Origin of the sequence: Alcanivorax xiamenensis, from assembly GCF_009846745.1 — a bacterium.
In the GTDB taxonomy this organism is placed as follows: domain Bacteria; phylum Pseudomonadota; class Gammaproteobacteria; order Pseudomonadales; family Alcanivoracaceae; genus Alloalcanivorax; species Alloalcanivorax xiamenensis.
On record NZ_AQPF01000021.1, the window covers coordinates 20,344 to 44,726 of the forward strand.

At 62.4% G+C, this 24,383-nt stretch carries 22 protein-coding genes; 5 read left to right on the top strand and 17 right to left on the bottom strand.

The features are described from left to right. Nucleotides 1–319: 319 nt before the first annotated feature. The 3 genes from A6D6_RS13000 to A6D6_RS13010 form a co-directional block, all read right to left on the bottom strand. The gene (locus A6D6_RS13000; protein WP_159660964.1) at nucleotides 320–1,972 is read right to left on the bottom strand and encodes a long-chain-fatty-acid--CoA ligase; all 1,653 of its coding nucleotides are present in this window, start codon (nucleotides 1,970–1,972) and stop codon (nucleotides 320–322) included. A 97-nt stretch (nucleotides 1,973–2,069) separates the two neighbouring features. Beyond that, nucleotides 2,070–3,251: an acetyl-CoA C-acetyltransferase gene (locus A6D6_RS13005; RefSeq protein WP_133489865.1), complete on the bottom strand. Its 1,182-nt coding sequence runs from the start codon at nucleotides 3,249–3,251 to the stop codon at nucleotides 2,070–2,072. 117 nt (nucleotides 3,252–3,368) lie between these two features. Continuing rightward, nucleotides 3,369–4,151, bottom strand: coding sequence for an SDR family NAD(P)-dependent oxidoreductase (locus A6D6_RS13010; protein ID WP_133489864.1), 783 nt, complete (start codon nucleotides 4,149–4,151; stop codon nucleotides 3,369–3,371). Between the two features lie 618 nt (nucleotides 4,152–4,769). On the opposite strand from A6D6_RS13010, the gene A6D6_RS13015 reads away from it, so the two are divergent. Beyond that, the gene (locus A6D6_RS13015) at nucleotides 4,770–7,502 is read left to right on the top strand and encodes a winged helix-turn-helix domain-containing protein (RefSeq protein ID WP_159660965.1); all 2,733 of its coding nucleotides are present in this window, start codon (nucleotides 4,770–4,772) and stop codon (nucleotides 7,500–7,502) included. Nucleotides 7,503–7,700: 198 nt separating this feature from the next. Here the strand turns inward: A6D6_RS13015 and A6D6_RS13020 are convergent, their stop codons facing one another. The 11 genes from A6D6_RS13020 to A6D6_RS13070 form a co-directional block, all read right to left on the bottom strand. After that, the gene (locus tag A6D6_RS13020; RefSeq protein ID WP_236564101.1) at nucleotides 7,701–9,005 is read right to left on the bottom strand and encodes a glycerate kinase type-2 family protein; all 1,305 of its coding nucleotides are present in this window, start codon (nucleotides 9,003–9,005) and stop codon (nucleotides 7,701–7,703) included. Between the two features lie 238 nt (nucleotides 9,006–9,243). Next, complete coding sequence (locus A6D6_RS13025) at nucleotides 9,244–10,068, bottom strand: crotonase/enoyl-CoA hydratase family protein (protein ID WP_159660966.1); 825 nt, start codon at nucleotides 10,066–10,068, stop codon at nucleotides 9,244–9,246. A gap of 41 nt (nucleotides 10,069–10,109) precedes the next feature. Further along, complete coding sequence (locus tag A6D6_RS13030) at nucleotides 10,110–10,994, bottom strand: SDR family oxidoreductase (RefSeq protein WP_159660967.1); 885 nt, start codon at nucleotides 10,992–10,994, stop codon at nucleotides 10,110–10,112. Nucleotides 10,995–11,010: 16 nt separating this feature from the next. Further along, on the bottom strand, nucleotides 11,011–11,799 hold the full coding sequence (locus A6D6_RS13035) for an enoyl-CoA hydratase/isomerase family protein (RefSeq protein WP_133489860.1): 789 nt from the start codon (nucleotides 11,797–11,799) through the stop codon (nucleotides 11,011–11,013). Between the two features lie 29 nt (nucleotides 11,800–11,828). Continuing rightward, nucleotides 11,829–12,962: a CaiB/BaiF CoA transferase family protein gene (locus tag A6D6_RS13040; RefSeq protein WP_159660968.1), complete on the bottom strand. Its 1,134-nt coding sequence runs from the start codon at nucleotides 12,960–12,962 to the stop codon at nucleotides 11,829–11,831. A 208-nt stretch (nucleotides 12,963–13,170) separates the two neighbouring features. After that, nucleotides 13,171–14,046 carry a hypothetical protein gene (locus A6D6_RS13045; RefSeq protein ID WP_159660969.1) on the bottom strand — a complete coding sequence of 292 codons (876 nt, stop codon included), beginning with the start codon at nucleotides 14,044–14,046 and terminating at the stop codon, nucleotides 13,171–13,173. 73 nt (nucleotides 14,047–14,119) lie between these two features. Next, entirely contained in the window at nucleotides 14,120–14,911 is a 792-nt protein-coding gene (locus tag A6D6_RS13050) for an enoyl-CoA hydratase-related protein (protein WP_159660970.1), read from the bottom strand. Between the two features lie 10 nt (nucleotides 14,912–14,921). Then, nucleotides 14,922–16,208 (bottom strand): acyl-CoA dehydrogenase family protein, encoded by a 1,287-nt coding sequence (locus A6D6_RS13055; protein ID WP_133489856.1) that lies wholly within the window; start codon nucleotides 16,206–16,208, stop codon nucleotides 14,922–14,924. Nucleotides 16,209–16,283: 75 nt separating this feature from the next. Then, nucleotides 16,284–16,655 (bottom strand): DUF6285 domain-containing protein, encoded by a 372-nt coding sequence (locus A6D6_RS13060; RefSeq protein ID WP_133489855.1) that lies wholly within the window; start codon nucleotides 16,653–16,655, stop codon nucleotides 16,284–16,286. A gap of 22 nt (nucleotides 16,656–16,677) precedes the next feature. After that, nucleotides 16,678–17,670 carry a phosphotransferase family protein gene (locus tag A6D6_RS13065; RefSeq protein WP_133489854.1) on the bottom strand — a complete coding sequence of 331 codons (993 nt, stop codon included), beginning with the start codon at nucleotides 17,668–17,670 and terminating at the stop codon, nucleotides 16,678–16,680. Between the two features lie 178 nt (nucleotides 17,671–17,848). Further along, complete coding sequence (locus A6D6_RS13070) at nucleotides 17,849–18,616, bottom strand: enoyl-CoA hydratase/isomerase family protein (protein WP_133489853.1); 768 nt, start codon at nucleotides 18,614–18,616, stop codon at nucleotides 17,849–17,851. Between the two features lie 164 nt (nucleotides 18,617–18,780). Between A6D6_RS13070 and A6D6_RS13075 the strand changes: the two genes are divergently transcribed. From A6D6_RS13075 to A6D6_RS13085, 3 genes are read left to right on the top strand one after another with little or no spacing between them, the layout of a single operon-like run. After that, nucleotides 18,781–19,584, top strand: coding sequence for an SDR family oxidoreductase (locus A6D6_RS13075; RefSeq protein WP_133489852.1), 804 nt, complete (start codon nucleotides 18,781–18,783; stop codon nucleotides 19,582–19,584). A gap of 35 nt (nucleotides 19,585–19,619) precedes the next feature. Further along, a complete protein-coding gene (locus A6D6_RS13080; RefSeq protein WP_133489851.1) occupies nucleotides 19,620–20,498 on the top strand; it encodes a crotonase/enoyl-CoA hydratase family protein in 879 nt (292 codons plus the stop codon). Nucleotides 20,499–20,504: 6 nt separating this feature from the next. After that, complete coding sequence (locus A6D6_RS13085; protein ID WP_133489850.1) at nucleotides 20,505–21,188, top strand: nitroreductase; 684 nt, start codon at nucleotides 20,505–20,507, stop codon at nucleotides 21,186–21,188. A gap of 29 nt (nucleotides 21,189–21,217) precedes the next feature. Here the strand turns inward: A6D6_RS13085 and A6D6_RS13090 are convergent, their stop codons facing one another. Next, nucleotides 21,218–21,709 carry an Lrp/AsnC family transcriptional regulator gene (locus tag A6D6_RS13090; protein ID WP_133489849.1) on the bottom strand — a complete coding sequence of 164 codons (492 nt, stop codon included), beginning with the start codon at nucleotides 21,707–21,709 and terminating at the stop codon, nucleotides 21,218–21,220. A gap of 135 nt (nucleotides 21,710–21,844) precedes the next feature. On the opposite strand from A6D6_RS13090, the gene A6D6_RS13095 reads away from it, so the two are divergent. Further along, complete coding sequence (locus A6D6_RS13095; RefSeq protein WP_133489848.1) at nucleotides 21,845–22,477, top strand: LysE family translocator; 633 nt, start codon at nucleotides 21,845–21,847, stop codon at nucleotides 22,475–22,477. A 45-nt stretch (nucleotides 22,478–22,522) separates the two neighbouring features. Here the strand turns inward: A6D6_RS13095 and A6D6_RS13100 are convergent, their stop codons facing one another. Next, nucleotides 22,523–23,047 (bottom strand): TRAP transporter small permease, encoded by a 525-nt coding sequence (locus tag A6D6_RS13100; protein ID WP_133489847.1) that lies wholly within the window; start codon nucleotides 23,045–23,047, stop codon nucleotides 22,523–22,525. A 20-nt stretch (nucleotides 23,048–23,067) separates the two neighbouring features. Next, nucleotides 23,068–24,378, bottom strand: coding sequence for a TRAP transporter large permease (locus A6D6_RS13105; RefSeq protein ID WP_159660971.1), 1,311 nt, complete (start codon nucleotides 24,376–24,378; stop codon nucleotides 23,068–23,070). Nucleotides 24,379–24,383 lie beyond the last annotated feature (5 nt).

The following is a 24,383-nucleotide window of genomic DNA, read 5'->3' on the forward strand; positions in this document are numbered from 1 at the left end:
TCCTCTTCTGCGCCATGCCTGTTCCATGAGCCACTCGGGCCGGATTGAAATGACCCGGGTTCAAACGCCAATTGGATAAAGTTTATTGATTTAATTTCTCTTTTTTGCACGCAAAGAGAAAAACACCAAAGGCTTATCGATTGGTGCTTCGAGTGTAAGAGGCGGTTTGTCAGGGGATCATCGTCGGTTCCGACGAAGTCACAAAGTTGCGGACATCCAGAGAGAGGGGATAAAAAGGAACCCCGCGCCCGGTCTCCTGAGAGACACCGATGGGACGGTTGGCCTGCATACGGACGCGGAATTCAAGGTAAACGTTAAATCAGGATCTCACCGCTTCACGCCGGGGACGATAACCGGTGAATTGCTCACGTAGCTTGGTCTTCAGAAGCTTCCCGGTGGCGGTATGCGGCAGTTCGTCGACGAACACGATATCGTCCGGCAGCCACCACTTCACCACTCGTTCCGCCAGATGCGCCATGATCTCGTCTTCATCAACCCGCGCACCCGCGCGCTTCACCACTACCATCAGCGGACGTTCCTGCCATTTCTCATGGGGAATGGCGATCACCGCGGCTTCCGCCACGCCGGGATGGGAAAAGGCGGCGTTTTCCAAATCCATGGAGGAAATCCACTCTCCTCCGGACTTGATAACGTCCTTGGCCCGGTCCACCAATTGCAAATAGCCATCCGGATCCATGGTGGCGATATCACCGGTAGGGAAATAGCCCTCACCATCAAGCGCCCCACCCCCTTCGGCCCGGAAGTAGCCACTGGCGATCCAGGGGCCGCGAATATAGAGATGGCCGGAATGCACGCCATCCCAGGGCTGCGGCTCGCCCTCATCGTTGACGATCTTGATGTGCACGCCCCAGATGCCGCGCCCCTGCTTCACCTTGAGCTCATCCAGGCCATCGCGATCCAGATCATCGTGTTTGGGCAAGGGCCGGTTGACCACGCCCAGCGGACTGGTTTCAGTCATGCCCCAGCCCTGAATCACCTGAGCTCCGAGCTGCGTCTCCAGCCGCCGCACCATGGCCCGGGGCGGCGCGCTGCCACCAATGCCGATGGTGTCGAGACACAGTTCCTTCTCCAGATCCAGTTCCGGATGGGCATCAAGGTACTGGAAGAACATCAACCACACTGTCGGCACCGCCTGGGAAAACGTCACGCGCTCGTCACGCATCAACGGATAGAGATGCTCACCGTCCAGATGTTCGCCGGGCAGAACCATTTTCGCGCCGACCATGGCCGCCACGTAGGGCATGCCCCAGGCGTTGGCGTGAAACATCGGCACCACCAACAGCAAGGTCGATCGGGCGCTGACATTGAAGGCATCCGGCGCCATCGCCATCAGCGAGTGCAATACGGTGGAACGATGGGAGTACAGCACCCCTTTCGGATTGCCGGTAGTGCCGGAGGTATAGCACAGACTGGAAGCGGTACGCTCGTCGAACTCCGGCCATTCAAATTCAGCGCTGGCGGCTTCCACCAGGTCTTCGTAACAGAGCAGGCCGGGAATATCGGCGTCGGGCATGTTGTCGCGATCAGTAAGCGCCACGAAATGCTCGATACTTTTGAGTTTCGGTACCAGTTTCTCCACCAGCGGCGCGAAGCTGATATCAAAAAACAGCACCTTGTCCCCGGCGTGGTTGAGAATGTACTCCACTTGTTCGGGGAACAGACGGGGGTTCACCGTATGCAGCACCGCACCGGACCCGGAAACCCCGAAATAAAGCTCCATGTGACGCCAGGTGTTCCATGCCAGGGTACCAATCCGATCACCGAATTCGACGCCCAGCTCGTTCAGAACGTTGGCGACCTGTTTGGCGCGATGGGCGATCCGCCGGTAATTGGTACGATGAATAGGCCCCTCAATGCTGCGCGAGACAATTTCCTGATCAGGATGGAAAGTGGCCGCGTGCTCGATGAGCGAGGAAATCAATAGCGGCTTGTCTTGCATCAGACCCTGCATGGATACCTCCTTTTGTTATTCGTTATACCGTTCGTCCACCGAACGGACCCCGCAAGCCGGCATACCCCGGCCCGCGGGGAGATCAGCGCGTCCGGAATCAGAGGCGCTCGACGATGGTCACGTTGGCCAGACCGCCGCCTTCACACATGGTCTGCAGACCATAGCGTTTGTCGCGCTTTTTCAGAGCATGCAACAGCGTGGTCATCAGCTTGGTGCCGGAACCGCCCAGCGGGTGCCCCAGGGAAATGGCGCCGCCGTTCACGTTCAGGCGGTCGGCGTCGGCGCCCAGCGTTTTCAGCCAGGCCAGCGGTACCGGCGCGAAGGCTTCGTTGACTTCGAAAAGATCGATGTCATCAATGCTCATGCCCGCTTTCTTCAGCGCCCGCTCGGTGGCTGGAATCGGCGCTTCCAGCATGATCACCGGATCGTGACCGATCACGGTCAAATGGTGAATGCGGGCCATGGGCTCCAGCCCAAGGGCTTTCAGGCCACGCTCGTTGACCACCATGACACCGGACGCACCGTCACAGATCTGGCTGGCGGTGGCGGCGGTGATACGCCCGCCTTCCTTCAGCAATTTGACGTTCTGAATGCCTTCCAGAGTGGCGTCGAAGCGAATGCCTTCATCCACATCATGGGTTTCGCCGTCACCGGCACCATCGACGCTGCGAACCGGCAGCGGCACGATTTCGTCCTTGAAGTCACCAGCCTCGGTGGCACGCCTGGCACGCTCATGGCTAAGCAGGGCAAAGCGATCCAGCTCGTCCTTGGCCAGGTCGTACTTCTCGGCCATCATCTCAGCGCCCATGAACTGGCTGAAATCCGGAATATCCGGGTAGCGTTCCTTCATCGCCGGGCTGAAGTAGTGCCCGAGCCCCTGCTGACGCGCCAGAGAGGACGGCGACCCCATGGGAACCCGGCTCATGGATTCCACGCCGGCGGCGATAACGATGTCCTGGGTGCCGGACATCACCGCCTGGGCAGCGAAATGCAATGCTTGTTGGGAGGACCCGCACTGACGGTCCACCGAGGTGGCCGGCACCGATTCCGGCAGGCGCGAGGCCAGCACCGCGTTACGGGCCACGTTGTTGGACTGTTCACCAGCCTGGCCGACGCAGCCCATGATCACATCCTCGATCAGAGCCGGGTCCGCATCGGCGCGATCCAGCAGGGCATTGAGCACCTGGCCGGCCAGATCGGCGGGGTGCCAGCCGGAGAGACGGCCGCCGCGGCGGCCACCCGCGGTGCGGGCCGCGGCAACGATATAGGCTTCACTCATGTTTTGATCCTTCCTGCGGCGTGCCGCCCGATACGAACGGCACCGATTGATTGAATTCTCAAAGCGTGGCCGGGCGGGAGCACCGTCCGAAGCGACGATTTTCCCGCCCTTGCCGGCTCACCGTGGCGCCATGCGGATGGCACCGTCCAGGCGCACACTCTCACCGTTGAAGTAACCATTGACGATCATGGTTTCCGCCAACTGGGCGAATTCATCGGGGCTGCCCAGCCGTTTCGGGAACGGCACCGAGGCGGACAGGGACTGTTTCACGTTTTCCGGCAAACGGGCCAGCAGCGGGGTTTCGAAGATTCCCGGCATGATGGTGTTGACACGGATGCCCTCGCTCATCAGATCACGGGCCATGGGCAGCGTCATGCCCACCAGGGCGGCCTTCGAGGCGGAATAGGCGGTCTGCCCGATCTGACCATCCTGAGCGGCCACCGAGGCCGTGTTGATCATCACTCCTCGCTCGCCATGCTCCAGCGGATCCAGGGACAACATGCCCTTGGCCGCCTTGGCGGAACAGCGGAACGAACCGACCAGGTTGATCTGGACAATGCGATTGAACTGGTCGATCGGATAATGATTGGTGGAGCCGTCTTTCTTGTCCCGGCCGGCGGTCTTGGCGGAACCCCCGATGCCGGCGCAGTTCACCAGGATGCGCTCCTGGCCAATGGCGGCACGGGCCTTTTCGAAGCCCTGGTCCACGGACGCGTCATCGGTGACGTCCACCTTGCAGAACACGCCGCCCAGTTCGGCCGCCAGGGCCTCGCCCTGCTCTTCGTTAACGTCGAACAGCGCCACCCGCACCCCATGGGCGGCCAGACGCCGGGCAGTGGCCGCCCCCAGGCCGGAAGCCCCACCGGTAATCACTGCGCTCACGGAAGAATCCAGTTTCATAGGAAATCCTTCAATTAACTCATATAAGGAATGGCAACGGCGCCGGAGCGGTTCCGAGAACACTGCATCGCAATGACCACTGAAATTCCAGGAATTATTCAGGCTCTGACGGTGTACGTTCGTTCTCTTTTCGATACCACGGCATGACCGCGCCGCTGCCTGCCTGTTCAGGCTCTAAAAGGCTAGGAGAGTGCACCGACACTGGATATCGTCTAAATGGACGAAACAGTGCAAGGCCTTTGATATTTATGGAATAAACAGAAATAAGGCCCTGGCTTTCCCGTCTGATCCCTGGCGAAAACTGCCGGTTCAGGTTGGCAAAATCTCGCCACCTGACCCGGTTCATTGACAACCCCTTGCCACCCCCCTACAAGTAACCGCACTGGCTTGAACATAAGCTCCCACGGCTGTAGGTTTCAGGATACCCTTTGGTAGGTGCGGGAATTGGCAAGAATCAGCCGGAAGGTAGCAGGTACCAGAGAGCGGCAAGATCGGCTCGGGAGCCGCTCGACTCTCTGCTCACCGCGTTTCACCCGCACTGTGCCCTGGCAGCAATAAAGCCATAACAACAAGAACCGATGGTTGCATCGGCTCGGTTCACCCTTGAGGTAGGCTTCCATGAAGACGTCGAGCTATCTGCTTTCCACGAGGACGTTGCTCAATAGCAAGCTGAGCCCGCCCACGTCGCATTCTTCACAGGTTACCCGTACCCGCATCCGTGACTCCGTGGTGGGCGCCAGCGCCGCCAAGCTGGTGTTATTCCAGGCGCCGGCGGGCTTCGGTAAATCCACACTGATGGCGCAATGCCTGGAACGGTTTGAATCCGAGGGTGTGGCCACCGCATGGCTGACCCTGGACGATGCCGACAACGACATCCAGCGCTTTCTCTCCTGTGTCGAGGCGGCGATCTCTTCGATGATGGCGTTGCCCCAGGAGCCGGAGCGCGGCCTGCATTCGAGCAAGTCGCCCGGCGACACCGCTCTGGAGCTGGTGACCAGTCTGGCCGCCGAACATGCGGCCTTCGCCTTGTTCCTGGATGATTTCGAACGGATTCACGAGCCCACCGTGCTGGGGTTGGTGCGAGAAATCATTGATCACCTGCCCCATAATTGTCGTCTGGTGATCGGCTCCCGCAGCGTGCCGGAACTGGGCCTGGGCCGACTGCGCGCCCGTGGACGGTTGCTGGAAATCGACTCCGAGCTGATGCGTTTCTCCAAGGAGGAAACCCATCATTTTCTCAATGGCTGCCGCCAACTGTCGCTGTCACTGGACGACCTCGGCCATATCCACGACAAAACCGAAGGCTGGGTGGCGGCGCTCTGGCTCGCCTCCCTGGCATTGGAGCACCATCCGGCACCGGCGGAGTTCATTGCCGGCTTCTCCGGCGAGAATCGCGCGGTGGCCCACTATCTGGCCGAGGACGTGCTCTCTCAGCAACCACCGCGGGTCAGGAATTTCCTGTTGCGCACCAGCATTCTGCGCTACATGAGCGTGCCATTGTGCAACGCCCTGTTGCCGGACACCGACAGCGAATCACTGATCAACCTGCTCAACGAGGCCAACATTTTCCTGGTGCCGATTGAAGGCCAGGAACGGTTGTACCGCTATCACAGCCTGTTCGCCGATTTCCTGCGCGCGCAATTGGAGCAACACCTGCCTCAGGAAGTCCCTTATCTGCACCGTGCCGCCTCACACTGGTTCGAGGACCAGCACCGCCCGGTGCCGGCCATTGATCATGCCCTGGAGGGCAAGGATTACCGCCGCGCTCTGGAACTGCTGGCGGTGCACGGTGAAGAGCTGCTGGCCCAGGGACGCATGCGTCTATTGGCGCGCTGGTTCGACACCATCCCGGCGGGGCGCCTGGATGGCTTTCCGCTGCTGCAGGCGATCCATGTCTGGGCTCTGTGTTTCACATCCAGCCCGCGCAAGGCCATGGATTTGCTGCAGCGTACCGGCCTGGAAAACTCCCGCGATCCGCAAATCCGCCCCCATGTGCTGGCGCTGCGCCCGTCCATTCTGGCGATCATGGACGACTTCGAGGAAGCCTACCGGATCGGCCGCGAAGCCTTGAAGCAACTGCCCAATGGCGACCCTTTCGCCGACACCGCGCTGGTCAATACCGTGGCCAATGCCTATTCGGTGATGGGCGAGTATCAGGAAGCCCGGCAGTTACTGGACGGTGCCCGCGACGTCCAGGGTGTCTACGAAAGCGCCTTCAACGCCATGTATTCCGAATCCGTGGAAGGCATCATCGATCTGCAGGAAGGCCGCCAGCGCCAGGCCGCCGCCCGCTTCCGTCTCGCGGTGGGCATGACCCGGGCGCGTGGCGCCTTTTCCTTCAGCGGCACCACCGGCAATGCCTGGGCCGGCGTACTGCATGCCAGCGCCGTCTACGAATCCAATGATCTGCCACAGGCGGCTCGGTTGCTCAACGTCTATGTGCCGCTGGTGCGCGATATTGGTTTGCCGGATCACATGATCCTTGGCGACGTGATGCTCTCCCGTATCGCCTTTCATGAGGGGGACCTGGATAAGGCGTTCCAGATTCTGGCCTCCCTGGAACTGACCGGACACCGACGCCAACAGCCCCGCGTGGTCGCCACGGCGCGCCTGGAACGGGCCCACCTGATGTTGCTGCAGGGCGACGAAGAGGCTTCCCTGGCCGAGCTGGAGCGGGCCGACGACCCGCAGGTATGGGACCGGGTGAAGGGACTGCGGCTGCTGGCCAACGATCTGGAAACCGCGCAAATCGGCCGGTTACGTTGGGAAAGTCTGGTCGGCGACGCCAGTATCGCGGTGGAGAAGCTGCGCCAGGCGATCGCCGAAGCGGTGAACGACTCCCGTTACCGCCGCGCCTGCAAGCTGCGCCTGTTCCTGGCGGTGGCGCTGCAGCGCAAAGGACAGTTGCGCGGCGCCCTGGAAGAAATGGAAAAAGTACTCAAGGAAGCCTGCCGCGAAGGTTATTTCCGTCTGATTCTGGACGAAGGCCCACGGGTGGGCGCGCTGGTGGTGCATCTGCAGTCCGATACGCTCGAACGGAAACAGGATCGCCGCGAGCCTCTGTTCGCCGAATACCTGCAGCAGCTGCTGCAAGGGTTTGGTCCCACCGTCTTCAACGCTTACCCACCGGTGGAAGACGCACAGGCATTGCTGCTGCCCGAACCACTGACACGCAAGGAAATCCGCGTGCTCAAGCTGCTCGCGGAAGGGCATTCCAACAGCGCCATGGCGGAAAAGCTGTTTGTTTCCGACAGCACCATCCGTACTCATTTGCGCAACATCAATGCCAAGCTCAACGCCAGCAACCGCACCGAGGCGGTGGCCATCGCCCGCAAGGCCGGGGTGGTTTAGAGCCACCGTCGGTTGAATCGAGGGCGGTGAGCCACGGGGGCTCCGCAAATTCGGGAGGCCGGACCATCACAGCTGTATTCGCTGGCAAGCCAGCTTCCCACAGAGAGACTATTGAGCCGCTGTGGGAAGCTGGCTTGCCAGCGAATGAGCATTGTAAACGGGCAGGTCCAAAGCTGCGGGGCAACAGTGGACCGCCAGCTACCCCAGTACCAGAAAGGCGCGGAAGTCATTCACGTTGGTATGGGTGGGGCCGGTGACCACCAGGCCGCCCAGGGCCTGAAAAAAGCCGTAGGCGTCATGGTCGGCCAGCGCCTGGTGACCATCCAGCTGGCGTGTCCGGGCTTCGGCCATCAAACCGGGGTGGTACACTGCGCCGGCGTTATCCTCGGTACCGTCGATACCATCGGTATCACCAGCCAGAGCGTGAATGCCGGGCACGTCGTCCAGATTCAAAGCCGCCCCGAGCAGAAACTCCGCATTGCGACCGCCCCGCCCCTTGCCGGTCACGGTGACCGTGGTTTCGCCGCCCGATAACAACACCAGGGGCAGTCGCAAACCGCCGAACCCGCCGCCACGCCGGGCCTGATGAGCCAACTCCGCGTGCAGGACGCCAATGTCCCGCGCCTCACCTTCGATACGGTCGGACAGCACCGCCGCCGCCACCCCTTGCTCCCGCGCCCGCCGGGCAGCGGCGCGCAGACTCAGCGCCGGTGTGGCGATGCAGTTGAGGCGAGCGGATTGAAAGCAGGTGGCACCAGGTTTCGGGGTTTCCGATGCCGGGCTGTTCAGGTGACGGCGAACCGCCTCCGGAACCTCGATACCGTAGCGTTCCAGCACCGCCAGCGCTTCCGCCGAGGTGGAAGCATCCGCCACGGTAGGGCCGGAGGCGATGACACTGGGGTCATCGCCAGGCACATCGGAGATCACCAGGGTATGAGACTCGGCGGGCGCCAGCGCCTCGGCCAGGCGCCCGCCCTTGATCGCCGACAGATGCTTGCGCACCGTGTTGATTTCATCGATGGCGGCGCCGCAGCGTAGCAGCTCACCAGTAAGCGCTTGCTTGCAAGACAGGGACAGCCCCGCGGCGGGCAGACTCAGCAGTGCCGAACCACCACCGGAGATCAGGCACAGCACCCGGTCTCCAGGTCCCGCCGCCCGTGCCAACTCCAGAATACGCCGGGCGGCCCGTTCCCCGGCTTCGTCCGGCACCGGATGCGCGGCCTCCACCACTTCGATGTGGCGGGTGGGCAAACCGTGGCCATAGCGGGTCACCACCAGACCAGTGAGTGGGCCGGACCAATGCGCTTCCACCGCCCGCGCCATGGCCGCCGCCGCCTTACCGGCACCGAGCACCAGCAACGGACCACCATCGTCTTCCGGCAGCCAGGGCGGAACACAGTGTTCCGGTTGCGCGGCGAGGACCGCCGCGTCGAACAGTTCACGCAGAAAGCGCCGGGGCGCCTCCGGATCCTCGAACAGGTTCACCGGTCTTTCCTCACCCAATTATCGTGCTCCGTGGAGCATTAGTGTCCCACAATCCGCTGGCACGCTGACACGCCGGCACGCCAAACCCAAGGCCCTCTTGCCGGCCTTGGGGACACGAATTCAAAGCAACCCCGGGATGCCCGAGTGTTTTCAAAGCGTGTTGGCGTGCCAGCGTGTTGCGTGTTAGCGGCCCGTTCCACAACGGTGGGACAGCAATGGCCCGTGGAGCGCCCAAGCTGGCGTCGCCTGTCAGCGACTACTCCGGATCACGGAACACCGGCGCGCGCTTCTCCATTCTGGCATAAACCGCTTCAACCTGGTTGGGCTGGCCGATGATCGCATCCTGTTCCACCGATTCCGCCAGCAGCACCCGGGCGGTCTGCTCCTGTGGCATGGCGGATTGATTGAGCAGGCGTTTCATGGCACGCACCGCATGAGGGTTACGGCCGGCGATGTCCCGGGCCATGGCCAGAGCGTCCTCGCGGGGAGACTCACAGACCCGCGTCACCAATCCCAGGTCCGCCGCCTCTTCACCATCGAAAATACGGCCGGAATAGCACAGTTCGCGCACCCGATCCGGCCGTACCAGCTCACTGATCAACACCATGCCGGCCATGTCCGGCACCAACCCCCACTGAATTTCCATCACCGACCAGCGGGAATCGGCGCGGGCCAGGCGCAGGTCCGCGCCCAGGGCCACTTGCAGGCCACCGCCAAAGGCCACGCCTTGGACCGCGGCGATCACCGGCACCGGCACATCGCGCCAGACCATGGCGGCGTACTGGGCCAGATTGCTGTCACCGTGGGTGCGTTCGGCCAGGGTTTTGCGGCCGCCGACACCGGCGCCACTGCCTTGCGCCATGCGCGAGAAATTTTCCATATCCAGCCCGGCGCAAAAACTCTTGCCCTCACCGCTGAGCACCACGGCGCGCAGCCCCCGCCAGGCGGAAAGCCGTTCCGCCATCCCGGCCAGGGCGGCAAACAGCTCGCTGTTCAACGCATTGTGCTTGTCCGGCCGGTTGAGGCGAACCTCCACCACCCCGGGCGTCTCGGTTTCGATCACACGGATCACGTCACTCATGGTCTCTCCTTGGAATCTGTTCAGGGCTGCGGCGCCAACGCCTAGGAACGCTGTTTTTTATCCTTTTCGTTCTGGCGGGTAATGGCTTCGCGAGCCTGTTGCCATTCCTCATCGCCCCAGGCCGCGAGTTCGGCAAAGTTACCACCGTCCGCCTGATAACGCCCGCCATCGATGGCGATGGTTTGGCCGTTCACGTACTCGGAACCCGGCGCCAGCAAGTACGCCGCCAGATTGGCCAGTTCCGGCATCCTGCCCGGACGTCCCATGGGACACCCCCGCACCTGCATGCCTCCGAGCGGCCCCAGCCGCTTGCTCATGCCCTCGGTGGGAAACAGACCCGGTGCGATGGCGTTGAAACGCAACCCGCGGTTGCCCCATTCCACCGCCAGCGACTGGGTCATGGCGTGAAGGCCGGCCTTGGACATGGCGGAAGGCACCACGAACGGGGAGCCGTTCCACACCCAGGTGGTAAGGATGGACACCACCGACGCACTGACGCCTTCCGCCAGCCAGCGCTTGCCACAGGCCTGGGTGACCAGGAAGCTGCCACGAAACACGATACTGGAAATGGCATCGAAACCGCGGCTGGACAGGTCCTCGGTGCGGCTGATGAAGTTGCCGGCGGCATTGTTGAGCAATCCGGTCAGAGCGCCACCGTCCTTCCAGATGGTATCGACCATCGCCTCGATGGCGTCGGCGTCACGAATATCACAGGTCGCCGGCACCACGGTGCCGCCATGGGCGTCCATCAATGCTTTCGCGGTCTCTTCCAGGACCGTGCCACGGCGGCCGCAGATATAGACACGGGCACCGAGGATCAGCAAAGCCTCGGCCATTTCCCGGCCCAGGCCGGTACCCCCACCGGTCACCAGAATGCGGTGGCCTTTGAGCAGATCGGGGCGAAACATCAAATCACTGGCTTGCACGGTTATTTCCTCCGGATCAGGCATACCGGGGCGGACGTTTTTCCAGAAACGCCGCCACCCCTTCTGCGAAATTGTCGTCTTTCACGCACAGGACCTGATTGCGATCCTCCAGCGCCACCACCGCTTCCAGGCTGGGCAGATCCACCGCCAGCCCCAGGGCGTCCTTGGTCAAACGCAGGCCCAGCGGCGTGGTGGCGAGCATGTCATCGATCAGCGAACGGGCTTCCGACTCAAGTGCCGGCAGGTCGTCCACACGGCTGGCGAGCCCCAGTTGGTAAGCACGGTCAGCGTCCATGAAACGGCCGGTGAGCAGGTATTCAGCGGCCACCGAGCTGCCCACCATGCGTGGCAGAAAATAGCTGACACCGACATCGCAGCCGCCCAGACCGATGCGAATGAAAGCGGCATTGAAACGGGCGTCCGGCGTGATCAACCGGATGTCGCTGGCCAGCGCCAGGGCGAAACCGCCACCGCTGGCGCTGCCCTGCACCAGGGCAATGATCGGCTGCGGGCAGCGGCGCATGTTGACCATGATGTCGCGCACTTCACGCTGCCCGTTGAGCACCTCCCGCACCTGACGCTCGGTGGGGCCATCGTGGCGTTCCTTCAGGTCCAGACCGGCGCAAAAGGCACGGCCGGCGCCGCGCAGTACCACCACGCGGATCTCGTCACGGTGGTACAGTTCGATGAAGTAACGGTTGAGGGAACGGATCAGTTCACGACTGAGCGCGTTCAATCGCTCGGGACGATTGAGCGTCACCCAGGCGACGCCATCCCGTTCCTCGATAATCAGGGACTCACTCATAAACGCCTCTGCTTGGAACCCGCACGGTCTTAAAGAATGCCGCTTTCGCGCAGCCCGGTCTGACGGGCCTCGTCGATGCCCCAATCCGACAGTATCGCTTCACTGTCCTGTCCACGGGCGGAAGGGGCCCGTGGCGCCGGTGGCGGAGTACGGCTGAAACGCGGCGCCGGCGCTGGCTGCACCACACCGTCCACGGTGATGAAGGTATGGCGGGCGCGGTTGTGCGGATGCTGCGGCGCCTCCTCCCAATCCAACACCGGCGCGAAACAGGCATCGCTGCCTTCCAGCCGTTCGCACCAGTAGTCCCGGGGCTGGCTGGCGAACAGCCGGGTCAGCTTGCTCTTCAGAGACGGCCAGCGCTCACGATCGTTCTGTGCTTCGAATTCCGCATCGTCGATTTCCGCGCGTTTCAACAACTCGGCATAGAACTGCGGCTCGATGGCGCCCACCGCCACGAACTTGCCGTCGGCGCATTGATAGGTGTCGTAGTAAGGCGCGGCGCCGTCCAGCAGGTTGGCGCTGCGTTCGTTGCGCCAGGCACCGGCGGCTTTCATGCCGTACATCATCGCCGAAAGCAACGCGGCGCCATCGGTCATGGCGGCGTCCACCACCTGCCCCTGGCCGGAAGCACGGGATTCGTAAACGGCGGCGAGAACACCGAAGGCCAGCATCATGGCGCCGCCACCAAAGTCACCGACGTAATTGAGCGGCGGCGGCGGCGGGCCATCGGCACGACCAATGCCGTGCAATGCTCCGGTCAGCGCGATGTAATTCAGATCATGGCCGGCGGCACTGGAAAGCGGACCGAACTGACCCCACCCGGTCATGCGGCCGAATACCAGGGACGGCTTTCGGCGCAGGCAGACTTCCGGTCCCAGCCCCATTTTTTCCATGACCCCGGGGCGGAAGCCCTCGATCAGCACGTCGGCCTGTTCCACCAGGTCCAGCACCAGATCGGCGGCGCCGGGTTTCTTCAAATCCAGTGCCAGGGAACGCCGCCCCCGGGCCAGCACATCGAACCGGGCGGAGCCGGGTTCGCCGCGTCCGGGGCGGTCGATACGGATCACCTCCGCGCCCATGTCCGCGAACATCATCGAGCAAAACGGGCCCGGCCCGATGCCCACCATCTCGATGATTTTCAAACCTTTCAGGGGTCCCGACATGCTGTCCTCCTCACCAACCACCATTATCAAAGGACATTCATGGTGCGACTGGTTGAACCGGTGCGCATCGTCGAAAAGGACGACTGATTGGCACGCCGGCACGCCTTATTCGCGAGCAAGCTCGCTTCCCACAGGAGCTACGAAGCCGCTGTGGGAAGCGAGCTTGCTCGCGAATAGGCGTGTTGCATGTACGTGGAATATCCGGGCTTCAACCCTGCACGAGCGACCCCGCCATCGCTTCCCGCATGGCCTCATCAATCTGAGTGGGCCGCCGCTGTTCGCGGTTCATCAACACCATCACGCTTTCGCAGGCACCGACCAGAACATCGTTGACACGGGCACCGCTGTGTACCCGGAAGGAACTGTTGCCGAAACCGGCAATCCCGGTGGCCAGTGAAGCGCTGTGCAGGGGCGCCGGCCAGTCCAGATAGTGAATATCAATGCGCGCCACCAGCAAGCCCAGGCCAGGCAGACGCATGGCGTCCAGAGAGCTGACCCGGGACTGTTCCAGATAACGGGCGATGGTCAGCTCCCCCAGCCGGCGGTCGGTGTCCTGATCGATAAAGCGCGGCTCCAGCGGCGTCCGGCACGGGTACCCCCGATCCGTCTCCGGGCCGGCGTCGAAATCCGGCCAGGGCGCCAGTTCCGGCACGTCTCCGAGCCGGGCACTCAAGGTATCGAACAGCGCCGCTGGCAAAGCTTGCCACTGACCGTCACGCCAGGCGCCCATCAGGCAGTCCTGCACACTGGTGCACTCTCCATTCTGGAACAGGGCGATGACGAAACGGCAGGCGTCCTTGTCCACCGCCACCAGTTTCACCGCGCACCGCACGTCGGTGAGGTAGTGGGTTTCCTCGAGAAACTGGGTCACGGTACGGCGCGGGCGCAGCAGCACCTGGTCGGAACACCAGATGCCATCGGCACCTGACAGTTCCATCAGGTAACGCAGTCGCCCCTCGGTGTGGAAGCTCTGTACCGCCACATTGTTGACATGCCGCTCCACATCCAAATGAAAGAACAGCGGCGTGATGGTGAATTGAAAATCGTAGGCTTCGGGGTCCCGTTGCCAGGGTTGTGTTTTCACGTGGTGTGACTCCAACCGGAGAAAGGGATAGAGGAACGATGCCGACCGTGCCGACATCGTCACCGGCGGCGAATCAATCGAAGTTCGGCCTGCGCTTTTCCAGAAAGGCCTGGACGCCTTCCTGGAAGGCATCGCTATCGATCAATCGTTGTTGCCCCTGGGTTTCCAGCTCCATTTGCTGATCCAGGGTGTTGTGCTGGGCGGAGTCCAGGGCGCGACGGGCCTCCAAAGCAACGCCCCGGGGCAAGGCCGCCAGGCGTGTGGCCAGCTCGCGGCTGGTTTTCTCCAGCGCCTCGTCCTCACAGCAGGCCCAGATCATACCCCACCGCTCCGCCTGCTCCGAAGGAATACGCTCCCCCAGCAGGGTTGCCCCCATGGCACGGGCGGAACCGGCCAGACGCGGCAGGTGCCAGGTGGCACCCAGGTCCGGCAGGATGCCCAGGGTGGGAATGAAAGGGAACAGAAAATAAGCGGATCGCGCCGCCACCACCACGTCTCCGGCCAGCGCGAGGCTGGCTCCCGCCCCCGCCGCGGCGCCATTCACCGCGCACACCACCGGCACCCGGCAGCGGCGCAGCGCCTGGATCAGGGGCACCGAGGTTTCCCGCATCATGCGCGCCACTCGCGTGCCCACCGACTCGTCGCTGGCCGGCGCCATGGTGCCCAGATCAGCGCCGGAGCAGAAGGCACGGCCGCTGCCGGTGACAATCAGCGCACGCACGCCATCGTCCTGTTCAATCGCCGCCAGGGCGTGGAGCATTTCCTTTTGCAGCTCCGTCGCCAACGCGTTCATGGTTTTAGGGCGATGCAGGCTCAGCACCGCGATGGCACCGTCCCGTTGCAATTGGATCGAGTTGTAATCCATGACCGTTTCCTTATTCATCACGCCAGCGGTTGGGCCCCAGATAACCGAACAGATAAGCCGCCACCTTGCGCATCTGGATTTCCTCCGCCCCTTCGGTGATCCGATAGCGGCGGTGGTGCCGATAAATGTGTTCGAACGGCTTATGCCGGGAGTAACCCATACCACCGTGGACCTGCATGGCACGATCCGCCGCCTCGCAGCACAGCCGATTGGCCCAGAAATTACACATCGCCACTTTGTCGGAGAGTTGTTTCTCCACTTCCACTTTGGGCAACTGGTCCATCTGCCAGGCAGTGTGGCGAATCAGCAGCCGCAGCATTTCCGTCTGAGTATGCAATTCCACCATCGGAAACTGAATGCCCTGATTCTTCGCCAGCGCTTCGCCGAACGGTTTACGCTCGCGAGCATAACGCACACTTTCCTGAATGCAGAATACCGCCGCGCCAAGACTGGAAGCGGCCTGCCGGATACGGTTCTCATGAACGAAATGCTGAGCCAGCGCCAGACCATTGTCCTCTTCGCCGAACAGCGTGTCCGCCGGCACCCAGACATCAGTGAAGCTGATGCGCGGATGATCGGTGGGCATGTTGAAGGTCCACAGGTATTCCTCCACCTTCAACCCTGGCGTGTCCGAGGGCACCAGCAGAGCGGTGATGCCTTTGGCGTCACCGTCCTTGCCGCTGGTGCGGGCAAACGTGAGGCAGTGGGTGGACGTGTGCATGCCGGTGATCCACATCTTTTCGCCGTTGATCAGCCAACCATCGACACCGTCCCGTTGCTGTTTCACCGCGCGGGTTTCCATGTGGGTGGCATCGGAACCGTGATTGGGCTCGGTGAGACCAAAGGATAGCTTCAGTTCACCATTGAGCATGCCATGGATAAAGGTGTCGCTTTGCTCGGCGGTGCCGAAGTCCCGGAACATCAAGACGAAGGGGTTGTTGGCGACGATGGAGTGTTCGTTCTGCAGATCGTTGTGCAGACCGAGGCCTTTCGCCGCCAGGTGCTCGCGGATCACCGTCATCGCCAGGTGGGAGCCGTCCTTGCCGCCATATTGCTTCGGTAAGGGGAAACGCCAATGACCGGCTTGGTCCGCGCGGCGGCGTGCCTCCATCAACAACGCTTCCCACTCCTCCCGGGGGAGACCACCGTTATCGAAATCGGTGCGCGCCCATTCCCGGCGATGATCGAAGAAGCGAATGTTGTCGTCCTGATTTTCCAGCGGTTTGATTTCCGCCTCGATGAAGGCGTCCAGCTCTTCCAGGTAGGCGGTCAACTCCGCCGGCAGATTGAAATCCATCACACCCTCCTTCGTGGGTTTTGTGGGCGGGCTCCGCTCGGGCCGCCATCGCCGGCGCGCCGGTGCCCGTACACCCTATTTGTCCAGCGCGTTGAGGTAGCCGGAATAACGGGGCTGGTCCACCGCCACCTTGTTCATGGTGACAAACCAGAGAAAGTCGGCCAGTCCCGGGGTATCCAGAGTGAATTCGCCCCTGGCGATACCGTCGCAAAGACGTTCGGTCAACAGCCGGACCTCACCGTCCTCACCAAGCAGGTCACGCAGCCGTTGTTGTTCCTCCTCGGCCACACTCTCCGGCCGGGTCAATTGCCGCTGGACCATATCCACCACATTGGCGGCCACCCGCACGCGGAACGCCAGACCATTACTGACCGCCGGCATCACTTCACGGCGCAGGAACTCCGCCACCACCGCCAGCAGGTCGGGATCCTTGGGCAAATCTTGCATCGGTCGCTCCTTGGACAGGCGCTCAGCGCGCCAACAGGGTCAACAAATCTATTTCGGTTTCCGAAGCACGACGGCCGATGGCGCCCCGCTCCACCGTGCGGTCGGTGCCACTGATGAAGGCCTGGGCCATCTTCTGGCAGATCACGCCCCATTTGAGAACACCGAACACTTCCCAGAACGCCACCCGGCCCGGATCCACCCGGCGGCCACTGGCTTCCTGATACCCCTGGAACAGTTCCTCCCGGGTGCCGAAGCCACCCACCGGCAGCGCACTGTTGCCAAAGCGCCAGGAGTTGACGCAAATCCAGCCCAGGTCGGCCATCGGGTCACCGAGATAAGACAGCTCCCAATCCAGCACCACACGCAAGCCGTTGCGATCCACCATCAGATTGCCGTTCCGAAAATCGCCATGAACCAGACAGGGTTCAGACGGCTCGGAGGGCGGATTGTCGCGCAACCAGCGAAACGCCAGCTCGAAGACCGGGCGCGGCTCGCCGCAGGCCTGGTAACGTTGGTAGTAGGTGTCAATCAATTGTTCGGCGGTGCGCTGGCGCAGGAATGACACTTTGTCCAAGGGCACCTGATGAATGCCCGCCATTACTTGTCCGCATTGGCGTGCCAACACCGAGCGGGCGTTGCTATACGCCTCGTCGCGCAGAATTCGTTGCGGCAGGGTTTCCCCGTCGACCCGACGCATGATATAGCCCACACCCAGGTCATCCTCCGCCTTCAGTTCGTAACGCACGATGGGAACCGGCACATCATGGCGCAATACTTCCCGCAGCAGACGCGCTTCCTGGTCCATGGTCAGCGTGGTGGAATCCGAGCCGTTCATGGGGCTTGCGATTCTCAGAATCAGCGGCTCCACATCATCGTCACTGACCAGATTGAAGGACCACATCTGCTGGCTGGCGCCACCAGTCAGCCGGGTCAGTTTGTCAATCGCGGCACCGGGCAGCAGACGCGAGGACAATGCCTGCAGCGCCTTACCCACGTTTTCTTGGTTTAACTCCATGAGATCCCCATGCTGGCTGCTCATTGGGTCCGCGACCCCGGTTCAACCGCCACCGGGACTCAGATTCCGGCGGCGGACATTAAAAATCGCGGGGAGCAATTTTTAATGTTGCGTAAAAATTCTAGGAACCCGCCAACCGGATTAACGTCGTCGAATCAGACGATTTGCTGAGTGGCACCTATTTCTTCGACTTCGCTTTAAAGGCTTCCACCGCCGCCTTCGACTCCGGACTGGCGATACAACGGTGTTGCGCCACCGCTTCCTGCTGATAGGTTTCCGCGTAGCTGCTGGTGGCCGCCGCGCGCAGCAGACGCTTGGCTTCGGCGGTGGCCAAAGGAGAGCGTTGCGCCAGTTGGCCACCCCATTCCAGCGCCCGGGCTTCGAGCTGATCCACCGGCAGAACCTGATTGGCGATACCCAGCGCCAGACAGCGTTGAGCATCCAGACTGCCGCCCTCGACAATCAACTGGAAAGCACGCTGGTAACCCAGGTGCTGATAGAGAAACCAGGTGGCACCGCCGTCGGGAACCAGCCCGATGTGGCTGAAAGCCATGTATATCCGGGCTTCCTCCGCCATCAGTACCAGATCACAGGCCATCAATACCGCCGCGCCAACGCCAGCGGCTACCCCGGGGGTCATGCCAATAACCGGCAGCGGCAGGGTGGAGATTTTCTCCAGCAAGGGCCGATAACCATCCAACAGGGTTTCAATCACGCTGGGTTTGTTTTCCGGCGACTCCATCAGATCGGCACCGGCGGAAAAGGCACGACCGGTGGAACCGAGCACCACCACTTTGACGCGGTCGTCCTGCTCCGCCTCGTTGAGTGCGGCCAACAGGGCCTCGCGCAGGGGGATATTGAAGGCGTTGAGGGCGTCCGGGCGGTTCATCTTGACGATCGCCACGGCCCCGTTCACCCGATAATCGACAAGCGCTTCGCTGGTCATGGTGACTCCTTGCAGGCCAAATGAAGTGGCTCCGCATCATCGTTGGGAAGCCCCCTGGCGGGCGTCGTCCGAAAAGACGATTCGTCCTAACCGACGATTGCCGCCTGTCACCGGGGTCGTGAATCTGTATCCCCCATGTCCAGCACAGCGGAGAAGGCCCTGCCATGAGCGAGCAGCCCGTACGTACCGTCCAAGCCCTTTTCGATCTCACCGGCAAAACCGCCCTGGTCACCGGCGGCTCGCGTGGTCTCGGCCTGCAGATGGCGGAGGCTCTCGGCGAAGCCGGGGCCCGCGTGGCGATCAGTGCCCGCAAGGTCAAAGAACTGGAGGAAGCCGCCGAACATCTGCGCCAACGGGGTGTCGAGGTGCTACTGCTGCCGGCCGATCTCTCCCAGGAGGCGCATGTGCTGAGTCTGGCGGAGCAGGCGGTCAAGGAACTCGGCCATGTGGACATTCTGGTCAACAACGCCGGCGCCACCTGGGGGGCTCCGGCGGAGGACTATCCCATGGACGGCTGGGACAAGGTGATGACCCTCAACGTTCGCAACCTGTTTCTGCTAACCCGGGAGATCGGCCGCCTGAGCATGATCCCGCGCCGCTACGGCCGCATCGTCAACATTGCCTCCAACGCCGCGCTCGGTGGCAACCGTGATCTGATGCAGGCGGTGGGCTACAGCACCAGTAAGGGCGCGGTGGTCACCTTCACCCGGGCCCTGGCGGCGGAATGGGGTGCTTACAATATTACCGTCAATGCCATCGGCCCGGGGGTGTTCCCCAGCAAGATGTCCCGCTACCTTAGTGAGCGGCACGGCGACGAAGGCCTGGCACGGCGGGTCCCCCTCAACCAGATCGGTGACGAGGAAGGGCTCAAGGGCGTGGCGCTTCTGTTTGCTTCGGACGCCGGCAAGCACACCACTGGCCAGTTTTTGCTGGTGGACGGCGGCGCTTCCGCGATGATCGCGGGCTGACCGTCCTTTACCTTTTTTTGTACTCGGGAGCCACCATGGAAATTCCTTCCTTTCAAACTCTGGAACTGACCGTCGATGACGGTATCGCCACCCTTTATCTCAATCGCCCGGACCGCATGAACGCCTTTACCCGGGAGATGAAGGACGAACTGATCGCCGCCTTTGATTTCACCGACACCACCGACGAGGTGCGCGCGGTGATCGTCACCGGCAAGGGCCGTGCCTTCTGCGCCGGCGCCGACCTGGCCTCCGGCGGCGACACCTTCGACTACAAGAAACGCGGCGGCGAAGGCGCCAACCCGGACGACGCTCACCGTGACGGCGGCGGCCAGGTCGCCCTGCGTATCTACCGCAGCCTCAAGCCGGTGATCGCCGCCGTCAACGGCGCCGCGGTAGGTGTCGGGATCACCATGCAGTTGCCCATGGACGTACGGCTCGCCGCCGACAACGCCCGTTTCGGCTTTGTTTTCTCCAAGCGGGGCATCGTCAACGAGGCGGCGTCTTCCTGGTTCCTGAGCCGGGTGGTGGGCATTTCCTCGGCGCTGGAATGGTGCTTCACCGGCCGCGTCTTCAACGCTCAGGAAGCGAAGGAGCGTGGCCTGGTGCGTTCCGTGCATCCCGCCGATGAGCTGTACGGCGAGGCCGTGAAACTGGCTCGCGAGTTCGCCGATCAGACCTCCGCCGTGTCCATTGCCGCCATGCGGCAGATGATCTGGCGCATGGCCGGCGCCTCCCACCCCATGGAAGCCCACCGGTTGGACAGCGCGACCATGAAATCCCGGGGCGGCTCCGAGGACGTGCGGGAGGGAGTCAATTCCTTCCTGGAAAAACGCCCGGCGAACTTCCCCGACCGTGTTTCCACCGACATGCCCGACTGCTTCGAATGGCAGAGCGAACCGCCGTTTAAGGAGTGATGCCCGATGACCGATGCCAAAACCGTCAGTGAGGCACTGGAATCCCGGCGCTCGATCCGCGCTTTTCAGGATCGTCCGGTGGACGGCGCCCTGCTGCGCGCCGTTCTGGAAAAAGCCACCCGGGCCCCGTCCGGAGGCAATCTGCAGCCCTGGCACCTTTATGTGGTGGGGGGCGAGCGCCTGGACCAGTTCAAGGCAATCATGCGTGAGCGCCTGCAAGACTCACCTGGTGGGGAAAACAGGGAGTACGACGTCTATCCGCCGAACCTGACCGCCCCCTACCGGGACCGGCGTTTTCAGGTCGGCGAGGACATGTATGGCCTGCTTGGCATTCCCCGCGAGGACAAGGCGGCACGGTTACGCTGGTTCGCCAACAACTTCCAGTTCTTTGGAGCACCAGTGGCCCTGTTTTGCTATGTGCACCGCACCATGGGGCCGCCGCAATGGTCGGACCTGGGCATGTACCTGCAATCGGTGATGCTGCTGCTGCGTGAAGCCGGTCTGGACAGCTGCCCGCAGGAATGCTGGTCGCTGTATCCGCAAACCCTGGGCGAATTCCTGCAGACGCCGGATGAGTGGATGCTGTTCACCGGTATGGCCATTGGTTACCGGGACGAGAGCGCGGAGGTGAATCAGCTGCGCGCCAAACGGGCGCCACTGGATGAGATCGCCGAGTTCCAAGGACTATGATCAGGAGGGGCTCCGGCCCCTCCGTCCCATCATCCCGCCGCCCCCGGCAGATGCGCCAGCGACAAAGCGGTTTCGCGCTTGACCGTGGAAATGGCGAAGTTGCTGCGGATATCGATGACACCAGGAAGTTTCAGCAAAGTGCCGCGCAAAAACCGTTCGTAGGCGGGCAGATCCGGCACCACCACTTGCAGCAGAAAGTCCGACTCTCCGGAAAGCAGATAACAGGCCACCACCTCCGGCAGATCCGCCACGGCGCCGCGGAAGGCGCTGTCCGCCTCGTCATCGTGCTGCCCCACTTTGATGCCGACGAAAACCGTCAACCCCAGCCCCACCCCGGCGCGGTCCAGCTCGGCGCGGTAGCCGCGAATGATCCCGCTTCGCTCCAGTAGGCGAACCCGGCGTAAACAGGGTGACGGCGATAGCCCCACCTCCTCGGACAGCTGAACGTTGCTCAACCTGCCGTCCCGCTGCAACGCGGTCAGAATCCGCCGGTCCAGATTGTCCAATTTCATTTCTGGCATAAATAGCTCCTTTCAGGTTGGCCATTAGCATTATATGCCACCATACGGCGCCATCACCCACCAAAACGCAATCCGGCCCATCCACTGAGCCCGTACCCTTTAGTGCCATGGAAAAGCACTCGGACCCTACTGAGCATGGCCCATCTTGAAATGTTTATCGGCGCCCTGGTGGTGGCTTATCTGATACCCGGTCCGGACCTGGTTCTGGTACTGGAGACCGCCAGTGTCAGGGGGCGCGCCCAGGGTCTGGCGACTGCGGCGGGGCTGGCGGTGGCCCGTGGGACCCATGTGGTCATGGCGGCCGCCGGTCTGGCCGCGTTGCTGAAAACCTCACCGTGGCTATTCGAGCTGGTTCGCTGGATCGGGGTACTCTATCTGGTCTGGCTCGGCATCAAGATCGGCCGTGCCTCATCCTGGTCGCTGGAGGATTCGGCGGCGCTACTGGGGAGCCCGCCCCGAGCCTATCGCTCGGCGGCCTGGCGTGGCTTGCTGACCAATTTCACCAATCCCAAATCGCTGCTGTTCTGCTCCGTGTTGCTGCCCCAGTTCGTCGATATCGACAACGGCTCAGTGGGCACGCAGTTTCTAGTGCTGGGGACGATTCTGGTAGGCCTCGGCGTCTTGTTTGACCTGCTCTATATCGCCGGCGGCCGCGCACTCGGCCTGTGGATGCAACATCGCCCCTGGGCGCAGCGGCTTCAGCGCGGCCTGTTCGCCACTGTTCTGATCGGATTCGCCCTGCGCCTGGCCATGAGCCGCCCGTTCTGAGCGGCACGCGGATTGGCGGGCCCGCCGCGAAGCGGACCGCCTCCTCTAGCCACTGGTCTCAACATCACCGGCGCCGGCTTGGCGGCCGGCCAGGGCCTCCCACCATAGCCGCACCATCTCCAGCAACATCAGCGCGAACGCCAGCGGCATCATCAACATCACCGGCCATACCGGCCACAAGCGGGTACCGATCTGCATCTGCCGGGCGCTTTGCGCCGCATCCCAGGCGAATTGCCACAGATACCAGAGCAATACGGCGAAGATCACGATCTCCACGGTCAGCACCAGCACCGCCACCGCTCGCGCCCATCCCGGCGACAGCTTGTCAGCCAGAATATCGAAGCGGGGAAAGGTGCCCTGCCGATGCCCCAGCGGCACCGCCCAGAACACCAACAGGGGAAACAGCATACGTTCGATCATGTTGTAACCACCGGGAATCAGGTCCATCCCCAATAAGTAACGACCGAGCACGCCGATCACCGTGATCATCATGATCAGAAACAGGCAGAGGCCGGCGCCCACCGAGGCCAGACCACCTTCCAACCGGTCAATGGCTTTCCAGAACACCATGGTTTCTCCTCTCGCGCGGCTCAGCGAATTTGCTGTGGCAGCCAGGTAATCAGAGCGGGATAGCTGATCAGCAGAACAGTCAGCACCACGCCGGCCACCAGCGCGAACAGGCTGGCGGACCGGAATACCCGCGCCACCGGATAGTTGCCGGCGCTGGCGGCGGCGAAAGTGGCCAACCCCACCGGGGGCGTGAGCAGTCCCAGCGCGATCATCAACGACGCCATCACCCCGAACCACAACAGGTCGATGCCGGCACTTTGCAATAACGGCAAAATGATCGGCACCAACAGTACGATCACCGCCGCCGATTCCAGGAACATGCCACCGAGAAAAAACACCGCCATCAGGATCGCCGCCACCACATTGGGATGCCCCAGTATCGGATCCATCAGTGACAGCAGCTCATTGGGCAAGCGGGAAAAGGTCAGAAAGCGGGCGAAAATCTTGGCGCCAAGCACCAGCATCATCAACGTGGCGGTAACCTTCACGGACTCCGCCAGCGCCTCGAACAAACCGCGCACATTGACCCTTCTCATCAACATCATGCCGGCCATGGCGGTGAAGGCGCCGAGTGCGCCGGCCTCCGCCACCGTCACCACACCACCGTAGATGCCGCCAAACACAATCAGCATCAGTGCCACCACGAACAAAAAAGCGGTCATGCTGCGACGGGCTTCCCCGGAGGGCGGCGCCTGCTCCGGCGCCTGACCATCCACCGCGCCCTCGCGCAATTCGCCAAACAGTCGCAGACAGATGATATAGATCACGATGCACAACAGCCCCGGCCCGATCGCGCCGATGAACAGATGACCGATGGGCACCGACGCCAGCGAACCATAAATAATCATGATCAAACTCGGTGGAATGATCGCCGACAGCGAGCCGGCCACCGCCGAGAGGCTCAACGAGAAACGCCGGGTGTAACCCAGTTTTTCCAGCTCCGGCGAGGCCAGGGAGGCCAACGAAGCTGAGCTGGCGGCGCCGGAACCTGACACCGCGCCCAGTAACGAGCCGGTGACGATGGTCGCCACGCCCAATGGGAAGCGCCGATAACCCGACAACCTGTGGCCCACCGCGAACAGATCCCGTATCACGCCGCCGCGCAACAGCAACTGAGCCATCAGCAAATACAGCGGCACGATCGAGAGGGAGTAAATCGACGCGGTGTAGAAGGTATCGGAACCAAGAATCCCGCCGAGCACATCGACGCCGACCACCAGCACGATACCCAGCATGCCGGCGCCAAACAGCACCGTGGCCACGTTCTGACCAAGCACCAGAAAGGCGGCGAACCAGGCCAGCACCATCCAGATTATCTGCGTATTCGACATGGCAC

What these genes read in the sequence shown, in the direction of transcription:
- A6D6_RS13105 (WP_159660971.1), bottom strand. Translation starts at nt 24,378, where the DNA reads ATGTCGAATACGCAGATAATCTGGATGGTGCTGGCCTGGTTCGCCGCC.
- A6D6_RS13010 (WP_133489864.1), bottom strand. Translation starts at nt 4,151, where the DNA reads ATGAAACTGGATTCTTCCGTGAGCGCAGTGATTACCGGTGGGGCTTCC.
- A6D6_RS13100 (WP_133489847.1), bottom strand. Translation starts at nt 23,047, where the DNA reads ATGGTGTTCTGGAAAGCCATTGACCGGTTGGAAGGTGGTCTGGCCTCG.
- A6D6_RS13080 (WP_133489851.1), top strand. Translation starts at nt 19,620, where the DNA reads ATGGAAATTCCTTCCTTTCAAACTCTGGAACTGACCGTCGATGACGGT.
- A6D6_RS13095 (WP_133489848.1), top strand. Translation starts at nt 21,845, where the DNA reads ATGGCCCATCTTGAAATGTTTATCGGCGCCCTGGTGGTGGCTTATCTG.
- A6D6_RS13065 (WP_133489854.1), bottom strand. Translation starts at nt 17,670, where the DNA reads ATGGAGTTAAACCAAGAAAACGTGGGTAAGGCGCTGCAGGCATTGTCC.
- A6D6_RS13040 (WP_159660968.1), bottom strand. Translation starts at nt 12,962, where the DNA reads ATGTCGGGACCCCTGAAAGGTTTGAAAATCATCGAGATGGTGGGCATC.
- A6D6_RS13055 (WP_133489856.1), bottom strand. Translation starts at nt 16,208, where the DNA reads ATGGATTTCAATCTGCCGGCGGAGTTGACCGCCTACCTGGAAGAGCTG.
- A6D6_RS13090 (WP_133489849.1), bottom strand. Translation starts at nt 21,709, where the DNA reads ATGCCAGAAATGAAATTGGACAATCTGGACCGGCGGATTCTGACCGCG.
- A6D6_RS13060 (WP_133489855.1), bottom strand. Translation starts at nt 16,655, where the DNA reads ATGCAAGATTTGCCCAAGGATCCCGACCTGCTGGCGGTGGTGGCGGAG.
- A6D6_RS13070 (WP_133489853.1), bottom strand. Translation starts at nt 18,616, where the DNA reads ATGACCAGCGAAGCGCTTGTCGATTATCGGGTGAACGGGGCCGTGGCG.
- A6D6_RS13000 (WP_159660964.1), bottom strand. Translation starts at nt 1,972, where the DNA reads ATGCAGGGTCTGATGCAAGACAAGCCGCTATTGATTTCCTCGCTCATC.
- A6D6_RS13035 (WP_133489860.1), bottom strand. Translation starts at nt 11,799, where the DNA reads ATGAGTGAGTCCCTGATTATCGAGGAACGGGATGGCGTCGCCTGGGTG.
- A6D6_RS13075 (WP_133489852.1), top strand. Translation starts at nt 18,781, where the DNA reads ATGAGCGAGCAGCCCGTACGTACCGTCCAAGCCCTTTTCGATCTCACC.
- A6D6_RS13025 (WP_159660966.1), bottom strand. Translation starts at nt 10,068, where the DNA reads ATGAGTGACGTGATCCGTGTGATCGAAACCGAGACGCCCGGGGTGGTG.
- A6D6_RS13050 (WP_159660970.1), bottom strand. Translation starts at nt 14,911, where the DNA reads ATGGATTACAACTCGATCCAATTGCAACGGGACGGTGCCATCGCGGTG.
- A6D6_RS13005 (WP_133489865.1), bottom strand. Translation starts at nt 3,251, where the DNA reads ATGAGTGAAGCCTATATCGTTGCCGCGGCCCGCACCGCGGGTGGCCGC.
- A6D6_RS13015 (WP_159660965.1), top strand. Translation starts at nt 4,770, where the DNA reads ATGAAGACGTCGAGCTATCTGCTTTCCACGAGGACGTTGCTCAATAGC.
- A6D6_RS13085 (WP_133489850.1), top strand. Translation starts at nt 20,505, where the DNA reads ATGACCGATGCCAAAACCGTCAGTGAGGCACTGGAATCCCGGCGCTCG.